Origin of the sequence: Streptomyces pyxinicus (assembly GCF_024753135.1) — a bacterium.
Lineage (GTDB): Bacteria > Actinomycetota > Actinomycetes > Streptomycetales > Streptomycetaceae > Streptomyces > Streptomyces pyxinicus.
This window is the reverse complement of the sequence record NZ_JANUGP010000060.1, coordinates 1-11,822: the sequence shown is the minus strand read 5'-3', so window position 1 is coordinate 11,822 and position 11,822 is coordinate 1. Positions and strand designations below refer to the sequence as shown.

General features: G+C 72.6%; 13 protein-coding genes. 7 read left to right on the top strand and 6 right to left on the bottom strand.

Features of this window, described 5'->3' with window-relative positions; all coding sequences use genetic code 11:
- The first annotated feature begins 55 nt into the window (after nucleotides 1–55).
- The 3 genes from NX794_RS35660 to hemC all read left to right on the top strand — a co-directional run bounded on the left by NX794_RS35660 (nucleotide 56) and on the right by hemC (nucleotide 2,904).
- The gene (locus NX794_RS35660) at nucleotides 56–1,009 is read left to right on the top strand and encodes an ATP-dependent DNA ligase (protein ID WP_258783868.1); all 954 of its coding nucleotides are present in this window, start codon (nucleotides 56–58) and stop codon (nucleotides 1,007–1,009) included.
- 126 nt (nucleotides 1,010–1,135) lie between these two features.
- Entirely contained in the window at nucleotides 1,136–1,912 is a 777-nt protein-coding gene (locus NX794_RS35655; protein WP_258783866.1) for an NPP1 family protein, read from the top strand.
- Nucleotides 1,913–1,968: 56 nt separating this feature from the next.
- The gene (hemC, locus tag NX794_RS35650; protein ID WP_258783865.1) at nucleotides 1,969–2,904 is read left to right on the top strand and encodes a hydroxymethylbilane synthase; all 936 of its coding nucleotides are present in this window, start codon (nucleotides 1,969–1,971) and stop codon (nucleotides 2,902–2,904) included.
- Nucleotides 2,905–2,926: 22 nt separating this feature from the next.
- On the opposite strand, the gene NX794_RS35645 is transcribed toward hemC, so the two are convergent.
- The 4 genes from NX794_RS35645 to NX794_RS35630 form a co-directional block, all read right to left on the bottom strand.
- Nucleotides 2,927–3,448 (bottom strand): hypothetical protein, encoded by a 522-nt coding sequence (locus tag NX794_RS35645; protein WP_258783864.1) that lies wholly within the window; start codon nucleotides 3,446–3,448, stop codon nucleotides 2,927–2,929.
- A 232-nt stretch (nucleotides 3,449–3,680) separates the two neighbouring features.
- Nucleotides 3,681–4,541 carry an ABC transporter permease gene (locus NX794_RS35640; RefSeq protein ID WP_258783863.1) on the bottom strand — a complete coding sequence of 287 codons (861 nt, stop codon included), beginning with the start codon at nucleotides 4,539–4,541 and terminating at the stop codon, nucleotides 3,681–3,683.
- Nucleotides 4,501–5,367, bottom strand: a complete 867-nt coding sequence (locus NX794_RS35635; protein WP_258783867.1) for an ABC transporter ATP-binding protein — start codon at nucleotides 5,365–5,367, stop codon at nucleotides 4,501–4,503. Before NX794_RS35635 ends, NX794_RS35640 begins: the two co-directional genes overlap by 41 nt.
- 17 nt (nucleotides 5,368–5,384) lie before the next feature.
- On the bottom strand, nucleotides 5,385–5,870 hold the full coding sequence (locus tag NX794_RS35630) for a MarR family winged helix-turn-helix transcriptional regulator (protein ID WP_258783862.1): 486 nt from the start codon (nucleotides 5,868–5,870) through the stop codon (nucleotides 5,385–5,387).
- A 256-nt stretch (nucleotides 5,871–6,126) separates the two neighbouring features.
- On the opposite strand from NX794_RS35630, the gene NX794_RS35625 reads away from it, so the two are divergent.
- Both NX794_RS35625 and NX794_RS35620 read left to right on the top strand, forming a co-directional pair.
- Complete coding sequence (locus tag NX794_RS35625) at nucleotides 6,127–6,921, top strand: RNA polymerase sigma factor SigF (protein ID WP_258783861.1); 795 nt, start codon at nucleotides 6,127–6,129, stop codon at nucleotides 6,919–6,921.
- Between the two features lie 142 nt (nucleotides 6,922–7,063).
- Entirely contained in the window at nucleotides 7,064–7,888 is an 825-nt protein-coding gene (locus NX794_RS35620; RefSeq protein ID WP_258783860.1) for a VOC family protein, read from the top strand.
- Nucleotides 7,889–7,936: 48 nt separating this feature from the next.
- On the opposite strand, the gene glgX is transcribed toward NX794_RS35620, so the two are convergent.
- Both glgX and NX794_RS35610 read right to left on the bottom strand, forming a co-directional pair.
- Nucleotides 7,937–10,054, bottom strand: a complete 2,118-nt coding sequence (gene glgX / locus NX794_RS35615; RefSeq protein WP_428986023.1) for a glycogen debranching protein GlgX — start codon at nucleotides 10,052–10,054, stop codon at nucleotides 7,937–7,939.
- Nucleotides 10,055–10,077: 23 nt separating this feature from the next.
- Nucleotides 10,078–10,590 carry a pep a2 gene (locus NX794_RS35610; protein WP_258783858.1) on the bottom strand — a complete coding sequence of 171 codons (513 nt, stop codon included), beginning with the start codon at nucleotides 10,588–10,590 and terminating at the stop codon, nucleotides 10,078–10,080.
- A gap of 303 nt (nucleotides 10,591–10,893) precedes the next feature.
- On the opposite strand from NX794_RS35610, the gene NX794_RS35605 reads away from it, so the two are divergent.
- A complete protein-coding gene (locus NX794_RS35605) occupies nucleotides 10,894–11,193 on the top strand; it encodes a DUF5133 domain-containing protein (protein WP_258783857.1) in 300 nt (99 codons plus the stop codon).
- A gap of 105 nt (nucleotides 11,194–11,298) precedes the next feature.
- On the top strand, nucleotides 11,299–11,822 hold a 524-nt coding region (locus NX794_RS35600; RefSeq protein ID WP_258783856.1), incomplete at its 3' end, for a maltotransferase domain-containing protein.

Here is an 11,822-nt window from a genome sequence, read left to right as displayed (position 1 = left end):
GCGGTCGAGAACTTCAGCCGTGACCGCCGTACCGCCGCTGCCGCTCATCGCGCCGATGCTCGCCACGCCCGGCCGGCTGCCGCCCGCCGCCCAGGACCGGCGGTGGGCGTACGAGACCAAGCAGGACGGCCAGCGGGTGATGGTCTACCTGCCGGGTGACGGCAGTGTGCTGCTGCGCGCCCGCTCGGGCGAGGACATCACCGGGACCTACCCCGAACTAGCCGCGCTGGGCGCTGCGTTGCGGGGCACACCCGTCGTGCTGGACGGTGAGGTGCTGGCCCTTGACGAGCGCGGCCGGGCCGACTTCCAACTGCTCCAGAGCCGGATGGGCCTCGTCCGCTCCCCCGCGCGGGCGGCGCGCCGGGCCGCCCGAGTGCCGGTGCACCTGGTCTTCTTCGACGTGCCGTACCTCGGCCGCTCGCTGGTACGGCAGCCGTACGCACGGCGGCGGGCGCGGCTGGCGGAGCTGGGGCTGTCCGGGCCGTACTGGTCGACGCCGGGGGCCGTGACCGGGCATGGCGCCGAGGCGCTCGCGGCGACCCGGGAACACGGCCTGGAGGGCCTGGTCTGCAAGCGGCTGGACTCGGCGTACGAGCCGGGCATCCGCTCCCGGGCCTGGATCAAGATCCGCAACATGCGGGCGGAGGACGTCATCGTCGGCGGCTGGCTGCCCGGCAAGGGCCGGCTGACCGGGCTGCCGGGCGCGGTACTGGTCGGCCAGCGCTCCGGCGGCCTGCTGCGCTACGTCGGCGGGGTGGGCACCGGCTGGAGCACGGCCGAACGCACCGAACTGGCGGCGCTGTTGACCGGCGCCGCCAGTGACCGCTGCCCCTTCGACCCGGCGCCCCGGATTCCGGAGGCCCGCTGGGTGGCGCCCCGGATCGTGGGCGAGGTCCGCTTCAGCACCCGTACCCGGACCGGGCTGCTGCGCCAGCCGTCCTGGCTGCGGCTGCGCCCGGACCTGACGCCCGAGGAGTCGGCGGCCGACCTGCCGGACGACCCGGGATAGCCCGGCAGCACGGGAACGGCGGCTGTTCGGCCGGGCTTCACTCCCGTGACGCCTGGGACCCTTGGCAACGCTGCGCACAACCGGGATCCTGAACTCCCCCACCCCCCACGGTTGTTGGAGGATCCGTTGCGCTCGCTGTCCCCGCGCGCCCGGCGCGCCCGCTGGTTCGGTGTGCCGGCCGCTGCCGCCGCCCTCGTCATCGCGTTCCCCGCCCTCGCCTTCGCCGCCCCGCCCGGCGCGCTGCCGCGGAACGCCGACGCCGCCGACCTGACGTACCAGCCGGCCTTCGACTACGACACCGACGGCTGCTACTCGTCCCCGGCCATCGGCCCCGACGGCACCGTGAACCCGGGCCTGAACCCGACGGGCGCCCTCAACGGCAACTGCCGCGACGCCTCCGACCTGGACAACACCAACAGCTACTCGCGCTCCAAGTGCGACAACGGCTGGTGCGCCTACCTGTACGGCCTGTACTTCGAGAAGGATCAGGCGCTGCCCGGCAGCAGCCTCGGCGGGCACCGCAACGACTGGGAGCACGTGGCGGTGTGGGTGCGGGACGGCCAGGTGCGGTACGTGTCGACGTCCAACCACGGCTCGTTCACGGTGCACCCGGCCTCCGAGGTCCGCTTCGAGGGCACCCACGCGAAGGTCGTCTACCACAAGGACGGCATCGGCACGCACTGCTTCCGGCTCGCCAACACCAACGACGAGCCGCCGGAGAACCACAAGCACACCTGGCAGTACCCGCCGCTGGTCGGCTGGAACGGCTACCCGGCCGGCCTGCGTGACAAGTTGAGCGCGTACGACTTCGGAAGTGCCCACTTCGGACTGAAGGACGACAGTTTCGCTTCGCACCTGGCGTCGGCGAAGCCGTCCGGGATCCCGTTCGACCCCAACGCCTGAGCGGCACCCGCCGGTCGGCCGTCGGTCCGGGGGGCCGTGGGTCTATCGTGTCCCCCATGTCTGCGCCGGAACTGATCCGCATCGTCTCCCGTGACTCGCCCATGGCCCTGGCCCAGGTGGAGCGGGTCCGCGCCGAACTGGCCGCGCTGCACCCGGGGGTGCGGACCGAGGTGGTCCCGGTGAAGACGACCGGTGACAAGTGGCTCGGCGATCTGTCCAAGGTCGAGGGCAAGGGGGCGTTCACCAAGGAGGTGGACGCCGCCCTGCTCGCCGGCGAGGCGGACCTCGCGGTGCACTGCGTCAAGGACGTGCCCGCCGACCGGCCGCTGCCCGCCGGGACGGTGTTCGCCGCGTTCCTGAAGCGGGACGACATCCGGGACGCGCTGATCCACCCGGGCGGCCTCACCCTGGACGAGCTGCCGGCGGGCACCCGGATCGGCACCTCCTCGGTGCGCCGGGTCGCCCAGCTCGCCGCCACCCACCCCGAGCTGGAGTGCGTGCCGTTCCGCGGCAACGCCAACCGGCGGCTGGAGAAGCTGGCCGCCGGAGAGGCGGACGCGCTGCTGCTCGCGGTGTCCGGTCTGGAGCGCATCGGCCGCACCGGCGTGATCAGCGAGGTGCTGTCACCGGAGACGATGATGCCGCCGATCGGCGCGGGCATCCTCGCCCTCCAGTGCCGGGAGGACGACACCGCGCTGATCGACGCGGTCAGCGGCCTCGGCGACCCGGCCACGCATCGGGAGGCGACCGCCGAGCGGATGTTCCTGCACGTCCTCCAGGGCCACTGCAACAGCCCGATCGCCGGCTACGCGCGCGTGGACCGCGGTGGCGAACTCTCGCTGCGCGCCTGTGTGTTCACGCCGGACGGCAAGACCCGCCTGAACGCCCACGAGTGGGCGGGCCGGCTCGACCCGGCCACGCTCGGCACCTCGGTCGCGGTGGCGCTGCTGCGGCAGGGCGCGCGGGAGATCATCGACGGCATCCCGCACTGAGCGGCGCGGGCGGGGCCCGGCCTCAGGCGGTGCCGGGCTCCGTCTGGTCCCGCAGGAACGCGCTGAGCTGGTGGGCGAGGCTGCCCCCGGTTCCGGCGGAGGCCGGGGCGGTGGTGGCCTCCGCGACGCCGATGCCGCCCGCCCACAGCCGGCGCTCGGCCCACTCCTCGTCCACCCGCAGCTGCACCTGCACGTCCACGTGGCTGAGCGCCGCCTCGGGCGCGGCGGCGTACACGACGGCGGTGGCCCGGCGCAGCGGGTAGACGTCGAAGCCCTCGATGAACTGGGAGTTGCGCCAGTCGATGAAGGCGCCCTCGCCGTCGGGGCCGACCCGGACGTCGATCTGGCCGTCCTCCAGGTGGATGCCGAGGTGCCGTGCCCCGCGGTTCTCGACCGTGATCCGGACACTGAAGTACGTCAGCCCGGCCGCGGCGTCGTCGCGTCCGCGCGGCGGCTCCGTGGCCTCCAGGCGGTGGACGCGGACCCGCAGACCGGCATGCTCGTCGTACTCGTGCCAGTCCCCGACCACGTTCGGCTCGTACACAGTGCCCCTCTCGACCTCCGAGAGCTGCTGTCTATCTGTGCGCCGAGCGCACTGTCAAATGAGCGGAATGCGGCGTGGCCAGGGGGTTCGCCCGCTTTGATCGGTGATCAAGCGCTGCGCAGCGGGAACTCCGCGCGGCGCCTTCGCACCGGATCCGGGCGCGTGCCGCACATCACGTCCGCGGCCGGCGTCAGCGCGTCCGCGGCCGGCGTCAGCACGTCCGCCGCCGGTGTCAGCGGGCGAGCCGGCCGAGCAGCGCGGAGGCCGCGGTGATGCCGAGCGCGGCGGCCACCGCCAGCACCCCGAAGTCGGCGGCGAGGTGCGCGTGGGTGCCGAGCAGCAGCCCGCGCAGGGCGTCCACCTGGTAGCTGAGCGGGTTGACCTTGCTGACGGCCTGGAGCCAGCCCGGCATCACCGACACGGGATAGAGGGCGTTGGAGCCGAAGAACAGCGGCATCGTGATCGCCTGTCCGAAGCCCATCAGCCGGTCCCGGCTGAGGACGATACCGGCGATGGTCATCGACAGGCAGGAGAAGAACACCGAGGCGAGGACCACCGCGAGGGCGACGCCGAGCAGCTTCAGCGGGTTCCAGGTGAGCGCGACACCGAGCAGCGCGGCGATGACGATCACGACGACCGCCTGCACCAGGGACTTGACCCCGGCCGCGAACGCCTTGCCGGTGATCAGCGCCGAGCGTGGGGTCGGGGTGACGAGGAGTTTGTTGAGGATGCCGGCGTCCCGCTCCCAGATGATCTGGATGCCGTAGAAGATCGCGATGAACATGGCGGACTGGGCGATGATGCCCGGCGCCATGTAGTCGATGTACGGGATGCCGCCGGTGGGTATCGCCCGGATCCGGGTGAAGGTCTGGCCGAAGATCAGCAGCCACAGGGCGGGCTGGACGGCGCGGGTGTACAGCTCGGTGCGGTCGTGGCGCAGCTTCTGGAGTTCGACCGTGCACATCGCGGCGACCCGGGCGGGCAGCAGCCGCCAGCCGGCGCGCGGCACCGGCGGGCTCAGCAGCAGCGCGGTGCCCGGTTCGGGGGAGCCGTCAGCCGACGCGGCGCGCGGTGCGGCGGGTGCTGCGGACATCGCGGAAACCTCCTGCGGTGTTGTCGTCGAGGCCGCTGCCGGCGATGTCGCGGAAGACGTCCTCCAGCGTGGGCTCGGTGTCGGTGCCCCGGCGCTCGGCGAGGCCGCGGCGCAGTTCGCCGGGGGTGCCGAGGGCGCGGATGCGGCCGCGGTGCATGAGGCCCACCCGGTCGCAGTACTGGTCGGCCTCGTCCATGTAGTGGGTGGTGACCAGGACGGTCATGCCGGTGGCGGCGCGTACGGCGTTGATGTGGTCCCAGACGCCGGTGCGGGCGATCGGGTCGAGGCCGATGGTGGGTTCGTCGAGGATCAGCAGCCGTGGCGCGCTGACCAGGGCCTGGGCGAGTTCGAGGCGGCGGACCATGCCGCCGGAGTAGGTGCCGGCGAGGCGGTCGGCGGCGTCCGCGAGGTCCACGGCGGCGAGGGCCTCGGCGACCCGGGCGGCGCGTTCGCGGCGCGGGACGTCGAAGACGCGGGCGAACAGGGCGACGTTCTCGCGTCCGGTGAGCCCGCTGTCGGCGGACAGCTGCTGCGGGACGTAGCCGAGCAGGCGGCGTACCGCCATGCGGTCCTTGGCGGCGTCGTGCCCGAAGACCCGGACCAGGCCGGCGGAGACCGGCAGCAGGGTGGTGACGCAGCGGATGGCGGTGGTCTTGCCGGCGCCGTTCGGCCCGAGCAGTCCGAACACCTCGCCCTCGCGCACGGTCAGGTCGAGCGCGTCGACGGCGGTGGTCTCACCGAAGGAGTAGGTGAGCCGGGTGCAGGCGACGGCCTCGCCGGGGCCGGGGTCCGGAGCGTCCCGGGGGTCCGGGGTGTCGGTGCTCATGGTGTGCGGGCCTTCCGTCATCCGTCCTCGGCCTCCTCGTGCAGCGTGGCGGCCAGTCTGCGCAGGGCCGGCAGGGCGGCGCGCAGGGCCTCGCGGTCGGCCTCGTCGAGCCGGTCGAGCTGCCGGCCGAACAGCTCGGCGCGGCGCCGCCGCCAGTCCGCGAGCCGTTGTCCGGCGGCGTCGGTGAGCAGCAGCCGGGCGGCACGCCGGTCGGCGGGATCGGTCTGCCGGACCAGGAAGCCGTCCCGGGCGAGCTGGTTGACCAGGGTGGACACCGAGTTGCCCGCGAGGTGCAGTTCCCGGGCCGCCTCCGAGATCCCGATCCCGGGCCGGGCGGCGACCAGGCGCAGCAGCTCCACCTCGGCGCCCCGCAGCCGGGGCCCGGTGAGCCCGCCGCGCAGCCGGCGCCGGATCAGGCGCTGGACGCGGACGAACGTGTCGGCCAGCTCCTCCGGGAAGGTTGGGGTCGCGGTGTCCGCTCGCTGTCGTGCGTCGTCTTCCACATCGCCGAGATTACCTCTGTGACAGAGGTATCGCCGCCCAAGGGCTGGTCAAGAGGGCGCCACTCGTTCGATCGCTCGTCTTTTCGACCTATTTGTTTTGAATTACCCGAAAGGGGGATAATGGACGCAGTGCTTCGGACAGGAGGCACCTTCCGTGGGAGCCGGCCCAGGCCGGACGTCCCGGGTTCCCTCCTCTGGTCCGAGCGCGCCTCCCACGTGTCTGTCCATTCGGCACCTGCTGAGAGAGGTGCGCACGATGCGTGTCACCGACAGCACGAAGTCCCGTCACCCTCACGACGACGCCCCCGACACGGCGGAGTCCTTCGCGCGGCTCGCGAAGCTGCCCGACGGACCCGAGCGCCAGGCGCTCCGGGACGAACTGGTCGGGCTGTGGCTGCCCATGGCCGAGCGGATCGCCGTGCGCTTCCGGGGCCGCGGGGAGAATCTGGAAGATCTGTACCAGGTGGCCGCGCTGGGCCTGGTGAAGGCCGTCGACCACTACGACCCGGAGCGGGGCCGCGCCTTCGAGGCGTACGCCGTCCCCACCATCACCGGAGAGATCAAGCGGCACTTCCGGGACCACATGTGGACGCTGCACGTACCGCGCCGGGTGCAGGACCTGCGCAACCGGGTCCGCTCGGCGGCCAAGGAGCTGGCGCAGACGACCTCGGGCCGGGCGCCCTCCGTCGCCGAGATAGCCGAGCACACCGGGCTCACCGAGGACGAGGTGCGCGCCGGCATGGAGGCGCTGGAGTGCTTCTCCGCGCTCTCGCTGGACGCCGAGGTGGCCGGCACCGACGGCTACGCCCTCGGCGACTCCCTCGGCGCCCCGGACCTGGGCTTCGACCTGGTGGTGGACCGGGCGGCGGTCAAGCCGTGCCTGGAAGCACTGCCCGAGCGCGAGCGCACCATCCTCTACCTGCGGTTCTTCGGTGGCATGACGCAGAGCCGGATCGCCGAGCAGCTCGGTATCTCGCAGATGCACGTCTCACGGCTGCTGAGCGCCTGCTTCGACCGGCTGCGCGAGCAGCTCCTGGCCGAGACCCGCTGACCGGCTCACGCCCATGCCCCCACGGCGCGGGTGGCCTGGACCCCTGCCACCTGGGGTACTCGGCAGGCGAACCAGCCCCTTCCGGCCGGACACTGGTGGCTGAGCGGTGGCCGCCGGGCCCCGAGAGCAGGACGCGACCTCCATGAACCAAGAGACCCCCGTCAGCGACGCGCCGGGCGCCGGCAGGCCGAGGCGCCGGGACGTCGTCTCCACGCACTCGGTCTTCGGCGCGCCGTGCTGGGTGAGTCTGACCAGCCGCGATCTGGGGGCCACCCAGGACTTCTACACGGCCGTCCTCGGCTGGCGCTGGCGCGGTGCCAAGCTCGGCGAACACTTCCGGATCGCGCTGGCGGGCGGGGTGCCGGTGGCCGGGATCGCCGCCGTCGCCGCGATGTGGCAGATGGCGGTGGCCTGGACGCCGTACTTCGCGGTGCCGGACGCCGACGTGGCCGTCTCCCGGGCCCGGGAGCGGGGCGGTACGGCGGCCGTCGGGCCACTGTCCTTCCCGCCCGGCCGGGCCGCGCTGCTCGCCGACCGCGACGGCGCGACGTTCGGCATCTGGCAGGGCGAGCTGGTGTCCAACTGGGAGGCGTGGCGCCGGGCGGCCCCGACGTCCATCCGGCTGCACACCCGCAACGCCTTCGACTCCGCGATCTTCTACGGCGAGATCCTCGACTGGGCGTCGGGAAAGCCGGGGTGCTGCGAAGTGGAGTACGCGGGCGGCGAGGTCGTGCTGCGCAGCCAGGGCGACGTGGTGGCCCGGATCGACTCCGGAGCGGTGGAGGCGGCGCCGGACCCGTCCGTACGGCCGCACTGGCAGGTCCACTTCGCCGTCACCGACGTACCGAGCTGCGTCCGGGCGGCGGAGAAGCACGGGGGCAGCGTCCTGAGCGAGCAGGACGACGAGGCGATCCTCCGCGACCCGGACGGCGCCCAGTTCACGGTGACCTCACGCCGGGAACGCTAGGCCGGGAGAACGGGGGGGGGAGCCACACGGCTCCCCCCCGTTCTCCCGTCAGCCCTCCGACCGCGACGGCCGCGACAGCAGGATCAGGCTCCGGGCCTCCACGCGGAGCTTCGTGCCGGCCTTGCGTTCGCGTTCGTCGGGCAGGCCCTCCGGGTCGGCGGTGTCGATGAGGGTGGTCCAGCGCTCGCCGAAGGACGCGTCGGGCAGGCGGAAGTCGACCGGTTCCCAGTAGCCGTTGACCAGCAGCAGGAAGGAGTCGTCGGTCATCCGGCGGCCGTGGGCGTCGCGTTCGGCGATGGCGTCGCCGTTGAGGAACGCCCCGACCGAGTGCGCGTCACCGCGCTGCCAGTCCCGGCCGGTCATCTCCCGCGCGTCCGGCCGCAGCCACATCAGGTCAGGCAGCGGCTGCGCGGCGTTCGTCGCGGTCTCGCCGCGGAAGAAGCGCCGTCGGCGCAGCACCGGGTGCGCGGCCCGCAGTGCGATCAGCCGCCGGGTGAACTCCGTCAGGGAGCGCTGTTCCTCGGTCGTCTTCCAGTCCACCCAGGAGACCTCGTTGTCCTGGCAGTAGGCGTTGTTGTTGCCCCGCTGGGTGCGGCCGAGTTCGTCGCCGTGGCAGAGCATCGGGATGCCCTGCGAGAGCAGCAGCGTGGCCAGCAGGTTGCGCTGCTGGCGGCCCCGGAGTTCGAGGACGGCCGGGTCGTCGGTGTCGCCCTCGGCCCCGCAGTTCCAGGACCGGTTGTGGCTCTCGCCATCCCGGTTGTCCTCGCCGTTGGCCTCGTTGCGCTTGTCGTTGTACGACACGAGGTCGCGCAGCGTGAACCCGTCGTGCGCGGTGACGAAGTTGACGCTCGCGCGCGGCCGGCGCCGGCTGTGCGCGTAGATGTCGGAGGAGCCGGTCAGCCGGGAGGCGAACTCGCCGAGCGAGCCGGGCTCGGCCCGCCAGAAGTCCCGTACGGCGTCCCGGTACTTGCCGTTCCACTCCGACCACAGCGGCGGGAAGTTGCCCACCTGGTAGCCGCCCTCCCCCACGTCCCAGGGCTCGGCGATCAGCTTGACGCGGCTGATCACCGGGTCCTGCTGGATCAGGTCGAAGAACGCCGAGAGCCGGTCCACCTCGTGGAACTGCCGGGCCAGGGTGGCCGCGAGGTCGAAGCGGAAGCCGTCGACGCGCATCTCGGTGACCCAGTACCGCAGGGAGTCCATGATGAGCTGGAGCACGTAGGGGTGGCGCATCAGCAGGCTGTTGCCGGTGCCGGTGGTGTCGTAGTAGTGCGCGAAGTCGCCGTCCACCAGCCGGTAGTAGGAGGCGTTGTCGATGCCGCGGAAGGACAGGGTGGGGCCCATCTCGTTGCCCTCGGCGGTGTGGTTGTAGACCACGTCGAGGATCACTTCGAGGCCGGCCGCGTGCAGCGCCTTCACCATCGCCTTGAACTCGTTGACCTGCTGGCCCCGGCTGCCGAAGGCGGCGTAGGCGTTGTGCGGGGCGAAGAAGCCGATGGTGTTGTAGCCCCAGTAGTTGGACAGGCCGCGGTCCTGGAGCACGCCGTCGTGGACGAACTGGTGCACCGGCATCAGCTCGACCGCGGTCACGCCGAGCGAGGTCAGGTGCTCGACGACCGAGGGGTGGGCGAGGCCGGCGTAGGTGCCGCGCAGCTTGCGGGGCACGTCCGGGTGGGTGCGGCTCAGTCCCCGGACGTGCGCCTCGTAGATCACCGAGTCGGCGTACGACGTCCGCGGCGGCCGGTCGTCGCCCCAGTCGAAGTACGGGTCGGTGACCACGCCCAGCATGGAGTGGCCCGCGCTGTCCCCCGGGGCGGGCCCGTCCGGGTCCCGCTCGTACAGGGAGGCGTGGTTGTCGATCTGGCCGTCCACGGCCCGGGCGTACGGATCGAGCAGCAGCTTGGCGGGGTTGCACCGGTTGCCGAACGAGGGCTGCCAGGGGCCGTGCACCCGGTAGCCGTAGCGCTGGCCTGGGCCGATGCCGGGCAGGTAGGCGTGCCAGACGAAGCCGTCGACCTCGTGCAGCCGTACCGGGGTCTCGGTGCCGGCGTCGTCGACGAGGACCAGCTCGACCCGCTCGGCGACCTCGCTGAACAGGGCGAAGTTGGTGCCCTGTCCGTCGAAGGAGGCGCCCAACGGGTAGGGGTGCCCGCTCCACACGGGCACCCCTGCGCGCTTCTTGCGGGCGGTCACCGGCTGCCCTCCAGCGCGTCCTCGCGAACCGCCGCGGGCGTGGCCAGCACCGCCCTGCGCAGTTCGCGCGGCACCCGGAGGCCGGTGCGCAGCGCGGGCTCGGGGGCGAGCGGGACCAGCGGGACGCGCTCGGCGGTGCGGGCGCGCTGCGAGAACCAGATGATCTTGGTTCCGGAGTCCGCGGCGCAGCAGCCCCAGCCGTCGCTCATCGCGGCGATGTCGGCCAGGCAGGCGCGCAGGTCCTGGTCGGGGCGCAGATCGGGGTCGTCGCCGCCGAAGGCGGTGATCAGGTGCTGTCCGTTCCACCACATCTCGATGGAGGTGTGCTTGTCGCCGGCGTGCTCGTCGATCGCCCGAAGCAGCAGTTCGGCACCGTGGCAGACGGGATCCACGAGGTTGTCGAGGTCCCAGTAGCGGAGGTGGGCGGCCAGGATGCGGCTGACCTGTCCCACGCGTTCCGGGCTGACTTCCACGTCGAGGTGGTAGTAGCAGGGCACTGCGGTCTTCATCGTCGCTTGCTCCTCACCCGCGAAGCTCTCGCTCCCCTTGCCCCGTCCGAGAGGGTTCCCGGACGCATAGCGTGAGCGGTTATCGCTTCTGAGTCACCTCCACCCTGCGGCCGCTACGCCATTCGTGCAACACGAGAAGACCACCGTCACACTGGTTGAAGATCCAACAAGACGCTGCGTCGCCGCGCGTGCACCATAAGTGAAAGCCTCGATCGCCGTAACGGTGCCGTGCCCTCCCGTGCCCGGACACCACCCGACCGTCGGGAACGCGCCCAGTCGAGAGCGTGGAGGGTGAAGAGGGCGATGCTGCTACCCGCCAAGGCCGAAGTGGCCCGGCAGTTGCGGCGTTACCGGGCCTGGGAGCGCGTGATGCTCGCCTCGCCCCACGACCGCACGGTACGGGCGACCTTCGAGGACTCGGGTTACACACTGTGCGTGCTGATGGGCAAACGCTGTGCCCGCGAGGCGGCGGACGCGGCCGAGCGCTATCTGCGCACCAGTCTGGTCACCTACCTGCGCGAGCAGAACGGACGGCCGCGCTCGCGCCGGTCGGCCAGAAGGGCGCCGCCACCGGAGCGGCGTTCCACGGCGCCAAGCCCCTGACCTGGCACCGTACAAGGCGTTCCCCTCGGGGCCGGCAGGTCGGCCCCTTTCGGATCGCGAAGCCGGGCCGGGTGCCCGGCTTCGCGCACGGCGGAGGTGAGATACATGCGCAGGACCCCGGCCATCGGCCGTGTACCGGTACGTGACGTCCGGCCGGCCGTGGAGTGCGGCAGGCGCCCGGCGAAGGCGGTGGCCGGGGAGACCTTCGAGGTCACGGCCACCGTGTTCCGCGAAGGGCACGATGCCGTCGGCGCCAACGTGGTCCTGCGCGATCCCCACGGCCGGCGCGGCCCCTGGACCCCGATGCGCGAGCTGTCCCCCGGAAGCGACCGCTGGGGCGCGGAGGTCACCCCGGACGCGACCGGCCGCTGGACCTTCCGCGTCGAGGCGTGGAGCGATGTGCTGGCGACCTGGCGGCACACCGCGTCGGTCAAGGTGCCGGCCGGGATCGACACCGGCCTGGTCCTGGAGGAGGGCGCGGAGCTGTACGAGCGTGCCGCCGCCGGCGTGCCCAAGGGGCCGGAGCGGGACCGGGTGCTGGCCGCCGCGCGCGCCCTCGGCGACGACGCGCTGTCGGTGCGGGACCGGCTCGGCCCGGCCCTGTCCCCGGAGGTCCGGTCCCTGCTGCG